The organism is Kaistia geumhonensis, from assembly GCF_030815145.1.
Taxonomy (GTDB): Bacteria; Pseudomonadota; Alphaproteobacteria; order Rhizobiales; family Kaistiaceae; genus Kaistia; species Kaistia geumhonensis.
Window position 1 is genome coordinate 4,119,584 of record NZ_JAUSWJ010000001.1, and the last position, 15,734, is coordinate 4,135,317.

Below are 15,734 nucleotides of genomic sequence, written 5' to 3' on the forward strand. Positions count from 1 at the left end.
CACCGGCGGAACCTGCCAATGACCATGAACAGAGAGGGCCGGCCCACTGCCGCCGGCGAGGCCTCCGTGAGCGCGATCGACACGTTTACCGGCAATCGCGCGCTGCAGCAGGAAGAGGCGCTCATCTTCGAGATCGGGCGGCATGGGACGACGGGCGTCGATCTCGACGAGCCGGAGGCCTTCACGCCGCGGCTCGGCAAGCTTCAGCGCAGGCTGCCGCTCGACCTGCCGGGGCTCTCGGAACCCGAGGCCGTGCGCCACTATGTGCGGCTTTCGCAGAAGAACTATGCCATCGACAGCGGGCTCTATCCGCTCGGTTCCTGCACGATGAAGCACAACCCGCGCCTCAACGAGAAGGCCGCGCGGCTTCCGGGCTTCGCCGACATCCATCCGCTGCAGCCGCTCTCGACCGTGCCCGGCGCGGTGGAGCTGATGGCCGAGCTCGGCCGCTGGCTGATCGAGATGACCGGCATGACCAGCGTCGCGCTGTCGCCGAAGGCCGGCGCGCATGGCGAACTCTGCGGCATGATGGCGATCAAGGCCGCGATCGAGGCCCGCGGCGAGCCGCGCGACATCGTTCTGGTGCCGGAATCGGCGCATGGCACCAATCCGGCAACGGCGGCGCTGCTCGGCTTCAAGGTCGTCACGGTCCCCGCGCGCGCCGACGGCACCGTCGATCCCGAGGCGGTGAAGGCACTGCTTTCGCCCCAGGTGGCGGCGATCATGCTGACCAACCCGAACACCTGTGGCCTCTTCGAGCGCGACGTGGTGGCGATCGCCGCGGCGGTGCATGCGGCGGGCGCCTATTTCTACTGCGACGGCGCCAACTTCAACGCCATCGTCGGCAAGGCCAAGGTCGGCGAGCTTGGCGTCGACGCCATGCATATCAACCTGCACAAGACCTTCTCGACGCCGCATGGCGGCGGCGGGCCGGGGGCAGGGCCGGTGGTGTTCTCGAGCCGCCTCGCCGCCTTCGCGCCGCTGCCCTTCGTGCGGATCGAAGCCGAGGGGCCGGTGCTGGTCGAGGACAAGGCGGAGCTTCAGGCGGGCGAGACGCCGTTCGGCCGCATGGTCGCCTTCCACGGGCAGATGGGCATGTTCGTCCGCGCACTCGCCTACATGCTCTCGCATGGCGGCAACGGCCTTCGCCAGGCATCCGAGGATGCGGTGCTCAACGCCAACTACGTGCGCGCCGGCCTACGCGACGTGATGACCCAACCATCGGGCGACCGCACCTGCATGCACGAGGTGCTGTTCGACGACGGCTTCCTCGATGGCACCGGGGTCACGACGCTCGATTTCGCCAAGGCGATGATCGACGAGGGCTATCATCCGATGACGATGTATTTTCCGCTCGTGGTGCATGGCGCGATGCTGATCGAGCCGACGGAATCGGAATCGAAGGCTTCGCTCGATCTCTTCGTCGCCACGCTGCGCGATCTCGTCATGAAGGCGAAGGCGGGCGATGTTGCCCGCTTCCGCGAGGCGCCGCGCTTCGCGCCGAGGCGGAGGCTCGACGAGACGCGCGCCGCGCGCCAGCCGAAGCTCACCTATGAGCGGCCGGCTCCCTTCGAGCAGGCGGCCGAGTGAGTCTCAGACCGCGCGGCCCGTCCTGAGCCGCGCGCCCCTGAAGCCGCTGCCGGCGACCGTGTCGCACAGCGCCTGCCACTGGCAGTCGGCGCAGGCGGCGCGGCTGGTTCCGGCCGCGAAGGCCGCGCGCATCGCCGAAACCCGGTCATCGTGCAGCGAGAAGCGGCTTCCGGTCCCGAGATCGATGCCGAGAAGCGCCGACACGGCCGCCGCGGCGGCGGCATCGCGCGTGGTGACGCTTTCGTTGCGGCAGTGGGAATCGGGAAGCAGAAGGGCGGGCGCGCAGACAGTGTCAGGCCCGTCGACGAGGAGAATTTCCTCGCCGGCGGCGAGGCGTGCCAGCACGGCTTCGTAATTGTCGCAAAACGCCGCGCTGTAGCCCTTGCCGACATAGGTCAACATGCAGAGCAGGTGATGCGGCCGGAGTTCCACCGTCACCTGGCGCGCCGCCTCACTCGTCGAGGCCTGACCAGGCCGCGAAGGCGGCGACGGTGGCCGGCAGGTCGGCCATGCGGCGAATCACGGTCTCGGCGCCGGCAGCGGTGAGCTGGTCGGCATGGCCGGGCCACGAATGCGAGCCGCCGATGAAGCCGATGACGCGCATCCCCGCCGCCTTGGCGCCATGCACGCCATGGGTCGAATCCTCGATCACCACGCAGTCGCGCGGATCGGCGTCGAACTCGTTCGCGGCGTGCAGGAACACGTCGGGCGCCGGTTTCGGCCGCTTGTTGCCGATCGCCACCGCTGAGAAGACGTAAGGCCGGAAGCGGTCATAGAGCTTGGTGCGGGTCAGCGAGATCTTGAGGCGCTCCGGCGAGGAGTTCGAGCAGATGCAGCGCTGGTAGTCGAGGCGGTCCAGCATGTCGTGGACGCCGGGGATGATGTCGAGTTCGTCGGCGAGGCGACGGTCGAGCTCCGCATCGGTCTGCTTGTGGAAGCCCTCGGGGAGCGGGCGGCCGAGCTCGGATTCGATGATCTTGGCGATCCGGTCCCAGGTCAGGCCCGCGAAGCGATGCGACATCTCGTCGACCGAGATCTCATAGCCGATCTCCTTGAGCCGCTCGCTGTCGACGCGCGAGGCAAGGATCTCGGAATCGACGAGGACGCCGTCGCAGTCGAAGATGACGAGCATGGGAAGAAAGTTCCTGATTGTTGCGGCCGCGTCCTAACAGATCGGAGCGGCGCTGCCTATTGCACGCTGATCGGGACGGTCGCGAACACGGCCTTGCCGTCGCCGGCGACATAGCGCAGCTCATAGGAGCCGGGCTCGGAGGGAACGGTGATGCGCACAGTCGGCATGTCCGGGCGCACGCGGGCCATGGTGAGATGCTCGGACGAAGCCATGTCGCTGCGGGCGATGGTCACGTCGTCATAGCGCGCGCCGGGGCCTGTCCACGCGACGTCGATGCGCGTTCCGGCCGTTGCCGAGGCTGGCGCGGTCAGCGTCGCTGACGGCGGATCGACGATGATGGCGACCTTGGCGGGAACGGTGTTGTCGGCCGCCGAGTGATACTGCACCTCGTAGCTGCCGGGCTCCAGCGGCGCATCGAGCGTCACCGACTTGCCGTTGTGGCGAAGGCCGACGCCATCGAGGCGGGTCGGGTCGCCGGCCTTCGTGATCCATATCTCGTCGAAGCGCTCGGCCGGCCCGGTCCAGGCGATCGACATCGGCGCTCCGGCCGGAACGCGGGCCGGCGCGGAGACGGTGACCGGACGCATCGCGACATCGAGCGTGCGCGTCGCCAGCACGGCGTTGAGCTCGGGGTGATAGTAGCGGATCTCGTAGGTTCCGGCTTCCGCCGGGGCCTGCATCTCGCGCGTCTTGCCGTCGGCGGCGACGAGCACGCTGCGGATTTCCGATCCCGCCGGAAGCCCGGGCCAGGTGATCTGGATACGGTCGCCCTTCGTCTTCGGCCCGTCATAGCCGACCGAGAAGCGGTCCGACTGGATGACCCGTCCGGGCGCCTCGATCGAGGCGGAGGGCAGCGTGGCCGGCGGAGCCTTGGCATTGGCGAGCGCCGCCGCGAGACCACCGCCGAGATCGGTGCCGTCCTTGGCATTCAGGAACTTGCCGCCGCCCTTTTCCGCGATGCAGGCGGCGCGCGCGCTGTCGGCCTCGTCGAGGCCGAGCCCGATCACCTCGATCGCCAGATCCTTCGAGCGGGCCTTCAGCGACTCGGCGAGCACGCAGGGGTCGGCATCGCAGGTCTCGATCTTGTCGACGATGACGACGATGGTCGCATGCTCCCTGCGATAGTCGATGGCGTTGGCTGCGCGCTCGATGGCGACGGCGAGCGGCGCCTTGCCGCGCGGCGTGAGCTTGGCCGCTGCCTGGGATACCGCGTCGTTGCCGTCCGTCTGCGGCTTCACCACGACCGTCGCGTCGCCGCAGCTCGACTTGCTCTCGCTGCCGAAGGCGAGCAGCCCGACCTTCGCCTCGGTGGGGAAGTCGGTCATGGCCGAGGCGACCGCGTCGGCGACGAGGTCCGCCTTGCGGTCGCGCCCCAGCTTGCCGGCCATCGAGGCCGAGGAATCGATCACCAGCATCGCGCTGTCGGCAAGGGCCGGCGCGGCGAGGAGCGCGAGCATCGCGGCGACGAGGGGCAGGCGAAACGTCATCGGGGCCTCGGTCTTGCGGCCGTCATCGGGCCGGTCGTGCGGGTGCGGCGCATGATGCGCAGCCATGTGGGGCGATTCTAGCCGATCTTCTCCGGCGAAACGATGTCCGCCGCGCCGCAGGCGCCGCGAAAGGTCTTATTAACCACGCTTCCTAACCCCGTTTTCACCCTGCTCGCTAACCATGGTCGCCGGAATCTGTGGGTGTTGCGTTGGGAGTTGCGGGTATGCGGGGAGTTCAGCTGAAGACGGTCGCGACGGGTGCGCGTCCGGCCTTTGCCGATACGATCATCAGGGGCGACTGCGTCGCCGCGCTGGAACAGCTTCCCGCCCATTCGATCGATGTCGTGTTCGCCGATCCACCCTACAACCTCCAGCTCGAAGGCGGGCTGACGCGACCGGACCAGTCGGTCGTGGACGGGGTCGACGACGCGTGGGACCAGTTCGCGAGCTTCGAGGCCTATGACGCCTTCACCCGGGCCTGGTTGCTTGCGGTGCGGCGCGTGCTGAAGCCGGACGGCACGATCTGGGTGATCGGCTCCTATCACAACATCTTCCGCGTGGGCACGATGCTGCAGGATCTCGGCTTCTGGATCCTCAACGACGTCGTGTGGCGCAAGACCAACCCGATGCCGAATTTCCGCGGCAAGCGCTTCACCAACGCGCATGAGACGATGATCTGGGCCTCGCGCGGTCCGAAGTCGCGCTACACCTTCAATTACGAGGCCATGAAGGCCTTCAACGACGACGTCCAGATGCGCTCGGACTGGCTGATCCCGATCTGCACCGGCTCGGAGCGGCTGAAGGACGAGGCCGGCGACAAGCTCCACCCGACGCAGAAGCCCGAGGCGCTGCTCGCCCGCGTGCTGCTCGCATCGACTGAGCCCGGCGACATCGTGCTCGATCCCTTCTTCGGCTCGGGCACTACGGGGGCGGTCGCCAAGCGGCTCGGCCGCCACTATGTCGGCGTCGAGCGCGAGGAAGCCTATATCGAGGCCGCGACCGCCCGCATCGCGGCCATCGAGACAGCGCCCGCGGCAGCCCTGCAACTCCTCAAGGGCAAGAAGGCGGAGCCTCGCGTTCCGTTCGGCGCTCTCCTCGAGCGCGGGCTGGTCCAGGCCGGCGCCATCCTCTCCGCCGCGAACGGCCGCCACCAGGCGCGCGTGCGCGCCGACGGCTCGGTCGAATCCGGCAGTCATTCCGGCTCGATCCACAAGGTTGGCGCGCTGGTGCAGGGACTCGACGCCTGCAATGGCTGGACTTTCTGGCACACCCATGTCGACGGCCGCCTCGCGCTCATCGACACGCTGCGCCAGCAGGTCCGCGACGAGATGGCGGTCGCGGGCGGCTGACCGGGCCCCTCGGAACGTCAGTCGCAGGCGAAGCGGAAGCTGTCGTCGAGGGCGAGCGGCAGCACCAGGCTGCGCATGGACATCGCCCTTGCCGATGCGCACATGGCCTTTCGCGCGCCTTGCCGGTCGGTCCGGTAATCGCTTCGATATTCGACGTTGAAGATCGGCTTCCCGGCGGCGGCGAAGGGACGCAGCATCGCGCATTCGCCATAGGCGTGGCACTGTTCGTTGACCGCGAAGTCGAAGTGACCGGCGAGGGCCGCCACCTGATCGAGGTCGTTCTTGAGGCCCACCTTCAGATGGCGGCGATGTGCTTCTGACGCGAGAAAGCGGTTGAATGCCAACTGGTCCTCGGCGGTCAGTGGAAATCCGCTGCCGTTCGCATGGCCATCGACATTGTCGGGGTCGACGCCGTCGCAATCCTTGGCGACCGCCAGGTCGAGCCGCTGCTCGGTCATGAACCGTCGGACGGCTGGCGAACGGATGTCGAGCCAGCGCTCGCCGGGCCAGCCATCGAGCGGCCGCCCCATGACGGATGGATCGAGCAATCCGAAATCGCTCCGGAAATCCTCTGACGATCCGGCGGAGAAATAGCACACGACGAACCGGCCGCGGCGATGGAGCGCGTCGATCGTCGCCTGCGGTGTGTCGACGAGATCGATGTCGTAGACGTCCGCGTCGTAGCGCGTTTCTACCGTCCCCTGCAGTTGCAGATGCCAGGTCTGATCGGGCCGCGGCGTCCAGGCTGGCCGGCCGCTCTCCGCCCGACCATCGGCAACGCCCAAAACCGCTCCGAGGAGTGCCAGCAGGGCGACGATCCCCGCGGCATTCATACGAAGCGGAAGCCGGGCGGATAGGCGTGGAAGCCGTCGAAATCGGGCTTGCCGACGGGCACGCCGAGATGCCGGAGGATCGCGTAGGCGCTCGTCAGGTGGAAGAAGAAGTTCGGCAGCGCATAAAGCGTAGCGAAGGAGAGGGCATCGGCCTCGACCATGGCCTCGCCTGCGCGCTCGGAGGCTGGAAGCCTCTCGGCGGCGTCGATGGCCTCCGGATCGAGCGCCGACAGGGCCGTGATCCGCTCGGCGATGCGAAGGCGGAGATCGGCGATCCGCTCGCCCTCGGCCTGACCCAGCGCCGCGAGCTCGGGCGCGACCGGCTTCAGGGCGCGCACCGAGAAATTGGCAGCGATCAGGACCTGGCGGCGAAGGTCGAACATGTCCTCGGCGAGCGCGGTGGCGAGCAGGGCGCGCTCGTCGTGCCCGCCGTCACGCGCGAACGCGTCCAGCCGCAGCATGAGCCCGTCGAGCTGCCGCAGGTAGCGCAGCAGCACCGGGACGGTGACGGCGTGAAGGCCGGCCATGGCAAGACTCCGTCAGGCGGAAAGGCGGACGCCCCACTTCGCGAGATCGGCCCGCATCGTGGCGGGATCGACGAAGCGCTCGGCGTTCCAGCCGGCGGCGCGCGCCGCCTCGATATTGGCCGGCATGTCGTCGAAGAACAGCGTCGCCGCCGGGTCGAGATCATGGGCATGGACATGATGGCGATAGATCGCGAGGTCCGGCTTCACGAGGCGCACCTTGCCGGAAACGGTGATGCCCCGGAACGTCGTCAGATAGGGGAAGCGCGCCTGCGCCTCGGCGAATGTGTCCTCGGCGAAATTGGTGAGCGCGGTCACGTCGTAGCCGGCGGCAATCAGGGCGCGGAGGATGTCGACCGTTTCCTCGATCGATCCCGGAACCATCTCGTGCCAATGGAGCCGCCAGGCGCGGATCAGGTCGCCATGCTGCGGGTAGCGGGCGAGCACTTCGGCCTCCGCCTCGGCCCAGCTGCGGCCGCGGTCCTGCTCAAGATTCCATTCATGCGTCAGCACCTCGGCGAGGAACACGCGCCGCGCCGCTTCGTCGGGAATGAGCCGGCGATAGAGCCGCTCCGGCTCCCAGCTGATCAGAACATTGCCGATGTCGAAGACGATATGGCGGATCTCGGTCATGGTGGGCTCCCCTTGAGGCGGACCGACTTCATAGCGGCTCTCCGGACGACTGGCCATGCCGGCCGCGCTCAACGCCGGCGCTTGGTCGCGCCGGGAAATGCGGTCTCGATGGCCTTCTTCATGACGCTCGGCAGCGCCTCGCCTGGCAGCTCCTCCGCGCTCGACCACCAATGGCCCTCAGGCGCAGCCGGGTTGTCGGCCGGCTCCGCCGCGAGGATCGAAAGCGTCAGGCGGAAATGGGTGAAGACGTGCACGACGACGCCCTTCGCCTGCCAGCTCGCGGCGATTGGCGCTGTCGCCGCAGTCGATGCGGGGCCGGCAGATGGCAGCCAGTCGCTTCCCGGAACTTCGGTCATGCCGCCGAGAAGCCCTTTCTCGGCGCGGCGGCGCAGCAATACGGCGCCGTCGCGGCGCCGCGCGACGAAGGCGGTGCCGGTCCGCTCCGGCCGGGCCGCCTTGTTCGGCTTCACCGGGAAGGACTCCTCGATGCCCGCGGCATGGGCGGCGCAGTTTTCCGACCATGGGCAGAGCGAACAAGCCGGGCGGCGTGGCGTGCAGATCGTCGCGCCGAGGTCCATCATCGCCTGTGCATAGTCGCCGGGGCGTTCCTTCTGCGTCAGCCCCGCCTGCAGGCGGCGGATCTCGGTCTTCGCCGCCGGCAGCGGGGTCTCAACGGCGAAGACGCGCGAGAGCACGCGCTCGACATTGCCGTCGACGACCGCGGCCGGCTGGTCGAAGGCGATCGCGGCGATTGCGGCGGCGGTATAGCTGCCGATGCCGGGGAGCGAAGTGAGCCCGGCCTCGGTCGCCGGAAACCGGCCTCCATGCTCGCGCGCGACGGTTTCGGCCGCGGCCTTCAGATTGCGCGCCCGCGAATAATAGCCGAGCCCGGCCCAGGCCTTCATGACCTCCTCGGACGGCGCGGCGGCGAGCGCCGCGACATCCGGCCAGCGGGCGAGGAATCCTTCGAAATAGGGCTTCACCGCCGCGACGGTCGTCTGCTGGAGCATGATCTCCGACAGCCAGACGCGGTAGGGATCCGGCGTCACGCCGCGCCGGCGATCGGCCGGGCCGATGCGCCAGGGCAGGCGGCGGGCATGGCGGTCGTACCAGGCGAGGAGCGTGGCGGGGGAAGGGGGAGGCAGCGCGGTCATCGCCGCATGTTCGCCCGCCGGCAACCGATGCGCCAGCGCGGCTGTTGATCTGTGTCATGCGCCTTTCGTCGCGCTGCGATAGGCGGTGGACTTCGATCCCCGTGCCTCGTGGAGAGCCGATGATGGACCGCAACGAAAGCCTCGCCCTTCGTGCCGATGTCGAAGAATTGGCCCAGGCGGTGGCGGAGGAGGGCGAGGCGATCTTCGCCACATGGTCCACGGGCATCGAGCGGCAGGACTTCGTCGCCGGCGCGCGCAATCTCGCCGACTATCTGGCGCTTCGGCGACGCGACAACCGTCCATTGCAGCGCCGGCTGATGGCCCATGGCCTTTCCTCGATCGGCCGGCTCGAAAGCCGCGTCGAGGCGACGCTCGCAGCAGTGCTCGCCGCGCTCGACGCCATCACGGCGAGCGAGCCGCGGCGCGATTTTCCCGGCGAGGAGGCATTCTTCGCCGGCGAGCGGCGGCTCGCCGCGGCCACGGCCGAGATCCTCGGCACGCCGGCCGAGGGCCGTGCGGTTCATCTGCTCGTGACCTGCCCGAGCGAGGCGGCCGACGATCCCGCCTTCATGTCCGATCTCGCGGCGCGCGGCGTCGAGGCGATCCGCATCAATTGCGCCCATGACGACCGCGATGCCTGGGCGCGGATGATCGCCCATGCCAGGGCGGCCGAGGCGTCGAGCGGACGGCGCATGAAGGTGCTGATGGATCTCGCCGGGCCGAAGATCCGAACGGGTACGATCCGCAAGCTCGACGGCAACAAGCGCATCGGCGAGGGCGATCGCCTCGCCATCGCCGCGCCGGGCCGGCTGGGCGAGGCGCCGGCCGACCTCATGGCCGTCGAGTGCACGCTGCCGCAGGCGCTGGCCGCCTGCCAGCTCGGCGAGCGCATCTTCATCGACGACGGCAAGCTGCCGACCAGCGTCGTCGAGGTCGCTCCCTGGGGCGTGGTGGTGGAGGCGAGCGGCGCGCCGGACGAGGACGGCTACAAGCTGAAGGAAGAGAAGGGCGTCAATTTCCCCGACACCGAATTCTCGATTCCGGCGCTGACGGAGAAGGACATCGAGGATCTCGACTTCGTCGCCCGCAACGCCGACGGCATCGAGTTTTCCTTCGTCCAGACCGCCGCCGATATCGACGATCTCCATGCCGCGCTTTCGCGCATCCGCCCCGACGACTGGCAGACCCTTTCGCTCGTCCTCAAGATCGAGACGACACGGGCGCTCGCCAACCTGCCCGAGATGATCGTGCGCGCGGCGGGTAGGCAGCCGACGGCGGTGATGATCGCGCGCGGCGATCTCGCGGTGGAGATCGGATTCAATCGGCTCGCCGAGATGCAGGAGGAGATTCTCTGGATCGGCGAGGCCGCGCAGGTGCCGGTGATCTGGGCGACGCAGGTTCTGGAGCATCTCATCAAGAAGGGCTTCCCCTCGCGCGGCGAGATGACCGACGCCGCCATGGCGGCACGGGCCGAATGCGTGATGCTCAACAAGGGTCCGCATGTGATGAAGGCGATCGACGAGCTGGTCGTGCTCCTCGCGCGCATGGGCGGCCATCAGTACAAAAAGACCCCGACGCTGCGCCGGCTGGCGAGCTGGTAGAAGGCTAGGACCGGGGTCAGTAGCTGCGGAGGTCAGGGAACGTCACGAGGCCCCATCTCCATCTCTCCCCCGCTTCGCGGGAGAGAGGGCCGGTCGCGGCCGTTTGGGCTGCTCCGCCTTCTGGGTTGGACAGGCTGCGCCGTCGATGACGTCCGGAGCGGCGTTCCCTCTCCCGCGAATCGGGGGAGGGTTAGGGAGGGGGCTTCTCGGGGCTCGTGAGGAGATCTGATCCCCGATCACCCCATCGGCAGCACCATTCGCCGCGTCAGTCCGAGCGCGGCGAGGAAATCCGCGTCGTGGCTCGCCACCATCAGGGCGCCGTCGAAGCCATGCAGTGCCTGCTCGACCGCCTGGACCGAGTCGAGGTCGAGATGATTGGTCGGCTCGTCGAGGATCAGCAGCTGCGGCGGGCTCGACCCGCAAAGCACGGCCGCCAGAGCCGCGCGCAGCGCCTCGCCGCCCGAGAGCGAGGCGACAGGCCGGCGCGCTTCCTCGTTGCGGAACAGGAAACGCGCCAGCGCCGCGTGGGCCTCGTTGATGGTGGCCGCGGGATTGAGCCGGCGGAAAGCGTCCAGAATGGTCTCGCCACGCTCGAACAGGGCCAGTTCCTGATCGAGCAGCACCGAGGGGACCGGCCTTCTGACCGTGCCCGAGAGCGGCGCCAGTTCGCCGGCGGCGAGCCGAAGCAGCGTCGATTTGCCGGTGCCGTTTCCGCCCGTGATGCCGATGCGCTCGGGCCCGCTGACGATGAGGTCGAGACCGTCGAAGAGCAGCGGACCGCCGGGATGGGAATAGCGGAGATCGCGCATCTCCAGCACCAGACGCCGCTCGGCGAGCCCGGACGAGGGCAGGGCGAAGGCGAGTTGCGCCACGCGCTCCACCGCCGCCTGCGCTTCGGCGAGCAACTCGCCGGCCGTCTCCATCTGCCGCTCGGCAAGCCGCCCAGCCGCGCCAGCGCTCTTCTCGGACCGCTCGCGTGCCGCATCGAGCATGATCTTCGGCGTGTCGCCCTTCGCTCGTTCGCGCCGGCCGCGCCCGTCCTTGTGGGCCTTGCGCTCGGCGGCCGTCTGGATGCGCTCGCGGGTCTGTTTCAGGGAGCGTTCCGCGACGTCGAGCCTCTCGGCGGCCGCCGAGCGCTCCTCAGCGCGCTTCGCGGCATAGAAATCGTAGCCGCCGCCATAGGATCGCGCACCGAGGCCCGACAATTCGACGATCTGGTCCATGGCGCGCAGCAGGCCGCGATCATGGCTGGCGACCAGCGCGCCGCCCTTCCAGTTCGCGATCAACTCGGCGACGGCGGCGCGGCCGTCGCGGTCGAGACTGTCCGTCGGCTCGTCGAGCAGGATCATGTCCGGTTCGGCGAGGAGCAGGGCGGCGAGCGCCAGCCGCGTCCGCTGGCCGCCGGAAAGCGCCGAGGCCGGCCGTTCCGGATCGAGCGGGGACAGTCCGGTCGCAGCGAGCGCCGCCGCATAGCGCGTTTCGAGCGTCCAGTCGGCGAGGGCGGCATCGTCCAGGCTGCCTTCGCCAGCCGATAGCCGCGCCAGCCGGTCGAAGGCTTCGCCGACACCGGCCATGTCAACGACGCGCAGGCCATCAGCGCGGATACCCTGTTTCAGCAGCGCGATGCGGCCGACGCGCTCGATGGTGCCGGCGCGCGGCGCCTCGCCCCCTGCGATCAGTCGCAGAAGCGTGGACTTGCCTGCACCGTTGCGACCGACGAGACCGGTGCGCTCGGCGCCGAAGGCAAGATCGAGATGGTCGAGGAGAATGCGCCCGTCAGGCGCGGCGAGCGTGACGTCGTGCAGGGCGACGAGCGAGGCCCGGAAGGGAACGGACATGATGGGAGACCAGAGCAGGAGAAAGGACGCGGGCGAAAGTCGTCGTCGCGGTCCGATCCATTGCGTTGGTCTCCTCTATCCGGCCGTATCGGACGCAGATTTAGGCGCGGCCGGCCGCCCATGCAACCCTGCTAGCTCGCCTCCAGGAACCGCTCGGCGGCTTCGAGGTCGACCGAGACGAGCTGGCTGACGCCGCGCTCGGCCATTGTGACGCCGAACAGGCGGTTCATACGCGCCATGGTGATAGGGTTGTGGGTGATGGTGATGAAGCGCGTCTCGGTCGTGCGCGCCATCTCGTCGAGCAGGTTGCAGAAGCGCTCGACATTGTGGTCGTCGAGCGGCGCGTCCACCTCGTCGAGCACGCAGATCGGCGCCGGATTGGTGAGGAAGACGGCGAAGATCAGCGCCATCGCCGTCAGCGCCTGCTCGCCGCCGGAAAGAAGCGTCATGGTCTGCGGCTTCTTTCCGGGCGGGCGGGCCATGATCTCGAGGCCGGCCTCGAGCGGATCGTCCGATTCGGTCAGCTGCAACTCAGCCGTGCCGCCACCGAAGAGATGGGTGAAGAGGCGCTGGAACTCGGCGTTCACGACGGTGAACGCGGCAAGCAGCCGTTCGCGCCCCTCGCGGTTGAGGCTGGCGATGCCGAGGCGCAGGCGGCGGATGGCCTCGATCAGATCATCGCGGTCGGTGGCGAGGCGTTCCCTGCGCGCTTCGCCTTCGCTCACTTCCTCCTCGGCCCGGAGATTGACGCCGCCGAGCTTCTCGCGCTCCTGCCGAAGCCGCTCCAGCCGCTTGTCGACCTGTTCGACATCGGGCAGCGGCGCGTTCGGATCGAGCCCGGCGACGGTTGCCACTTCATGCGGCGCGCAATCGAGCAGTTCGGTGATGCGGCCCTCGATCTCGGCGCGGCGCTCCATGCTGGCGGCGAGACGCTCCTCGGCCCGGCCGCGGCGCTCGCGCGCTTCTGAGAGGGTCGTAAGGGCATCGCGCGCCGCGGCGTCGGCCGTGGCCTGGGCCGCTTCAGCCGTCTTCAGCCGGGTAGCGGCCTCGCGGCGCGCCTCCTCCGCCTTGGCGATCTCGGCCGTCACCGCGCGGCGGCGCACGTCGAAATCGGCGGGGGCCTCGGCGAGCTTCGCCTTCTCGCGCTCGATCTCGGCGCGGCGGGCCGCGAGGCTCGCGCTCTGTTCGGCGGCGCCGGCGCTGCGCGCCTTCCAGCTCTGCCTCTCGCCGGCTATGGCGGAAAGGCGCTTGCGCCTGAGTTCTCCCTCGCGGGCGAGCGCGTCGGCGGCGGCGCGCGCCTCGACATGCGCTGCGCGCCGCTCGGCGAGACCGGCGCGCAGCATCGTCGTCTCGGCGAAGGCGACCGCCGGATCGTCGGCCGCGGCGAGCGCCGCCTCGGCGCTCGCGCGTCCCGCCACCGCCTCGCGCAGCGCTGCCTCGACCCGCTTGCCGGCTTCCTGGAGGGCGGCCTTGCGGGCCGCAAGGCGTCCCTGTTCGCGCTCGGCCGCGGCGAGGCCCGCCTTGGCGGCATCGACGGACTTCTGGGCCCCACGCACCGCGTCGCGCGCCATCCGCTCGGCATCGGCCGCCGTCCTGACGGCCGCCGTCGCAGCATCGAGGGCTGCGCGGCGCTCGACGACGGTCGCGCGGGCGGGCGCGAGTTCGGCGCGGAGTTCGGCCAGGCGATTCCGGTTGGCGAGCCGGATCGCGGCGGCGGTCGGCGCCTCGGCGGTTGCGACGAAACCGTCCCAGCGCCAGAGATCGCCGTCGCGCGAGACGAGGCGCTGGCCGGTCTTCAGCAACGGTTGGAGAGCGGCGCCATGCTCTCGCGCGACGATCCCGGTCTGTTCGAGCGCGCGGGCGAGCAGCGGCGGCGCATTGACATGACGGGCGAGCGGTTCGGCGCCATAGGGAAGCAGCGGGTCCTCGGCGAGCGGCTCGACCTCGCCCCAGTAGCTCGACGCGCCGGCATCGTCGGAAACGTCGAGATCGTCGCCGAACGCGGCGGCGAGGGCAGCCTCGAAGCCGCGCTCGACGGCGAGCGAATCGAGGATGGGCGGTCGGAGCCCCGACTGCCGTCCGGCGGCGAGAATCTTTTCCAGCGCCCGCGCCTCGCTTTCGATTCCTGCGAAGGCGCGTTCTGCCTCGGCGAGAGGGGCGCGCGCCGCGGTCTCGGCCTCGCGGGCAGCGGCAGCGGCCGATTCGGCGGCGACGACCCGCGCCTCGGCCTCCGCGCGTCCGGACTCGGCAGCGGCGACCGCCGCCTCTGCCGCCGCAAGGTCGGGTAGCCGGGAGAGCTCCGCGGTGAGCGCGGCGGCGTCGCGCTCCACGGTCGAAGCCTCGCCGCGCACCCTGGCGAGGCGGTCCTCGGCGTTCTTGAGCGCCCGCTCCAGTTCGCTCCTGCGCGCCGCGAGGGCCGCATGATGCGCCGTCGCCTCGGCGAGGCGACGATCGGCCTCGCGCTCGCCCGCTTCGGCCGCGGTCCGGCGCGATGCCGCTTCGGCAGCCAGCGGGCCGGCCTCGGCCTCCGCCTCGCGCAGCGACGCTTCCTCGGCATCGAGCCGGGCGGTCATCTCGGCGTTTTCGCGTTCGAGCGCGGCGGCCCGCGCGATGTCGCCCTCGAGGTCCTTCAGCCTCCGCTCGAGATCGGCGGCGCGCTCCTGCATGCGCCGCTGCTCGGCATTGATGCCGTCGCGCGCCTGCGTGAGCCTCTGCAGCACAGCTGCGGCGCGGGCTTCCTCGTCACGGGCGGCGGGGAGGGCGCTCGCCGCGACCGCCTGGTCGCGCGCTGCGCTCGCCTGTGCCTCGGAGCGCGCAGCGACCCCTTCGGTCGCCGTCGCAAGCGCTGCCTCGCCGTCGCGGACCTGCGCCGACGCCGCGTTGAGGCGCAGATAGAGCGCCGTCGCCTCCGCCTTGCGGATATCGGTGGAGAGGTTGCGATAGCGGTTGGCCTGGCGCGCCTGCCGTTTCAGCGCCTCGATCTGGCCGTCGATCTCGCCGATGACGTCGTCGAGCCGTTCGAGGTTCTGCTCGGCCGCCTTCAGCCGCGTCTCGGCCTCGTTGCGGCGGGAATAGAGACCGGAAATGCCGGCCGCCTCCTCGAGGATCGCGCGGCGCGCCTGCGGCTTGGCGGCGATCAGCTCGCCGATGCGGCCCTGGCCGACCATGGAAGGCGAGCGCGCGCCCGTCGAGGCATCGGCGAAGAGGAGTTGCACATCGCGGGCCCGCACCTCGCGGCCGTTGATGCGATAGACGGAACCGGCCTCGCGCTCGATGCGGCGGGTGACCTCCAGCATGTCGGCATCGTTGAAGGCCGCCGGCGCCTTGCGGGCGGCATTGTCGATCGCGAGGGTGACTTCGGCGGTGTTGCGCGCCGGGCGATTGCCCGAGCCGGAGAAGATGACGTCGTCCATGCCGGACGCGCGCATGTTCTTGTATGAGCTTTCGCCCATCACCCAGCGCAGCGCCTCGACGAGATTGGACTTGCCGCAGCCATTCGGCCCGACGACGCCCGTCAGGCCCGGCTCGATGACGAAGTCGGACGCTTCGACGAAGGACTTGAAGCCGACGAGGCGAAGGCGCGTGAACTTCAT

At 69.6% G+C, this 15,734-nt stretch carries 12 protein-coding genes; 3 read left to right on the forward strand and 9 right to left on the reverse strand.

Annotated elements, in window-relative coordinates; genetic code table 11:
- Window positions 1-18: 18 nt before the first annotated feature.
- The gene (gcvPB, locus tag QO015_RS19555) at window positions 19-1,590 is read left to right on the forward strand and encodes an aminomethyl-transferring glycine dehydrogenase subunit GcvPB (RefSeq protein WP_266283717.1); all 1,572 of its coding nucleotides are present in this window, start codon (window positions 19-21) and stop codon (window positions 1,588-1,590) included.
- 3 nt (window positions 1,591-1,593) lie between these two features.
- Here the strand turns inward: gcvPB and QO015_RS19560 are convergent, their stop codons facing one another.
- Genes QO015_RS19560 through QO015_RS19570 form a run of 3 tightly spaced genes read right to left on the reverse strand, consistent with a single transcriptional unit; the run spans window position 1,594 to window position 4,275 of the window.
- Window positions 1,594-2,028: a DUF1284 domain-containing protein gene (locus QO015_RS19560; protein WP_266283719.1), complete on the reverse strand. Its 435-nt coding sequence runs from the start codon at window positions 2,026-2,028 to the stop codon at window positions 1,594-1,596.
- Between the two features lie 13 nt (window positions 2,029-2,041).
- On the reverse strand, window positions 2,042-2,722 hold the full coding sequence (locus QO015_RS19565) for an HAD family hydrolase (RefSeq protein ID WP_266283720.1): 681 nt from the start codon (window positions 2,720-2,722) through the stop codon (window positions 2,042-2,044).
- A gap of 56 nt (window positions 2,723-2,778) precedes the next feature.
- Window positions 2,779-4,275, reverse strand: coding sequence for a VWA domain-containing protein (locus tag QO015_RS19570; RefSeq protein WP_266283721.1), 1,497 nt, complete (start codon window positions 4,273-4,275; stop codon window positions 2,779-2,781).
- 158 nt (window positions 4,276-4,433) lie between these two features.
- Between QO015_RS19570 and QO015_RS19575 the strand changes: the two genes are divergently transcribed.
- Window positions 4,434-5,558: a site-specific DNA-methyltransferase gene (locus QO015_RS19575; protein WP_266283722.1), complete on the forward strand. Its 1,125-nt coding sequence runs from the start codon at window positions 4,434-4,436 to the stop codon at window positions 5,556-5,558.
- A gap of 17 nt (window positions 5,559-5,575) precedes the next feature.
- Here the strand turns inward: QO015_RS19575 and QO015_RS19580 are convergent, their stop codons facing one another.
- The 4 genes from QO015_RS19580 to mutY form a co-directional block, all read right to left on the reverse strand.
- Window positions 5,576-6,391: an endo alpha-1,4 polygalactosaminidase gene (locus QO015_RS19580; RefSeq protein WP_266283723.1), complete on the reverse strand. Its 816-nt coding sequence runs from the start codon at window positions 6,389-6,391 to the stop codon at window positions 5,576-5,578.
- Window positions 6,388-6,918: a DUF1993 family protein gene (locus tag QO015_RS19585; protein ID WP_266283724.1), complete on the reverse strand. Its 531-nt coding sequence runs from the start codon at window positions 6,916-6,918 to the stop codon at window positions 6,388-6,390. Before QO015_RS19585 ends, QO015_RS19580 begins: the two co-directional genes overlap by 4 nt.
- A 12-nt stretch (window positions 6,919-6,930) precedes the next feature.
- Entirely contained in the window at window positions 6,931-7,548 is a 618-nt protein-coding gene (locus tag QO015_RS19590) for an HAD family hydrolase (RefSeq protein ID WP_266283725.1), read from the reverse strand.
- 68 nt (window positions 7,549-7,616) lie between these two features.
- Window positions 7,617-8,702, reverse strand: coding sequence for an A/G-specific adenine glycosylase (mutY, locus tag QO015_RS19595; protein ID WP_266283726.1), 1,086 nt, complete (start codon window positions 8,700-8,702; stop codon window positions 7,617-7,619).
- A 119-nt stretch (window positions 8,703-8,821) separates the two neighbouring features.
- Between mutY and QO015_RS19600 the strand changes: the two genes are divergently transcribed.
- On the forward strand, window positions 8,822-10,303 hold the full coding sequence (locus tag QO015_RS19600; protein WP_266283727.1) for a pyruvate kinase: 1,482 nt from the start codon (window positions 8,822-8,824) through the stop codon (window positions 10,301-10,303).
- 236 nt (window positions 10,304-10,539) lie between these two features.
- Here QO015_RS19600 and QO015_RS19605 read toward each other — a convergent pair whose 3' ends face one another.
- Window positions 10,540-12,141, reverse strand: a complete 1,602-nt coding sequence (locus tag QO015_RS19605; RefSeq protein ID WP_266283729.1) for an ATP-binding cassette domain-containing protein — start codon at window positions 12,139-12,141, stop codon at window positions 10,540-10,542.
- Between the two features lie 131 nt (window positions 12,142-12,272).
- A complete protein-coding gene (smc, locus tag QO015_RS19610; protein ID WP_266283730.1) occupies window positions 12,273-15,734 on the reverse strand; it encodes a chromosome segregation protein SMC in 3,462 nt (1,153 codons plus the stop codon).

Coding starts and splice junctions, on each gene's coding strand:
- QO015_RS19590 (WP_266283725.1), bottom strand. CDS start 7,548: ATGACCGAGATCCGCCATATCGTCTTCGACATCGGCAATGTTCTGATC.
- QO015_RS19585 (WP_266283724.1), bottom strand. CDS start 6,918: ATGGCCGGCCTTCACGCCGTCACCGTCCCGGTGCTGCTGCGCTACCTG.
- gcvPB (WP_266283717.1), top strand. CDS start 19: ATGACCATGAACAGAGAGGGCCGGCCCACTGCCGCCGGCGAGGCCTCC.
- smc (WP_266283730.1), bottom strand. CDS start 15,734: ATGAAGTTCACGCGCCTTCGCCTCGTCGGCTTCAAGTCCTTCGTCGAA.
- QO015_RS19570 (WP_266283721.1), bottom strand. CDS start 4,275: ATGGCTGCGCATCATGCGCCGCACCCGCACGACCGGCCCGATGACGGC.
- QO015_RS19565 (WP_266283720.1), bottom strand. CDS start 2,722: ATGCTCGTCATCTTCGACTGCGACGGCGTCCTCGTCGATTCCGAGATC.
- mutY (WP_266283726.1), bottom strand. CDS start 8,702: ATGACCGCGCTGCCTCCCCCTTCCCCCGCCACGCTCCTCGCCTGGTAC.
- QO015_RS19575 (WP_266283722.1), top strand. CDS start 4,434: ATGCGGGGAGTTCAGCTGAAGACGGTCGCGACGGGTGCGCGTCCGGCC.
- QO015_RS19580 (WP_266283723.1), bottom strand. CDS start 6,391: ATGAATGCCGCGGGGATCGTCGCCCTGCTGGCACTCCTCGGAGCGGTT.
- QO015_RS19605 (WP_266283729.1), bottom strand. CDS start 12,141: ATGTCCGTTCCCTTCCGGGCCTCGCTCGTCGCCCTGCACGACGTCACG.
- QO015_RS19600 (WP_266283727.1), top strand. CDS start 8,822: ATGATGGACCGCAACGAAAGCCTCGCCCTTCGTGCCGATGTCGAAGAA.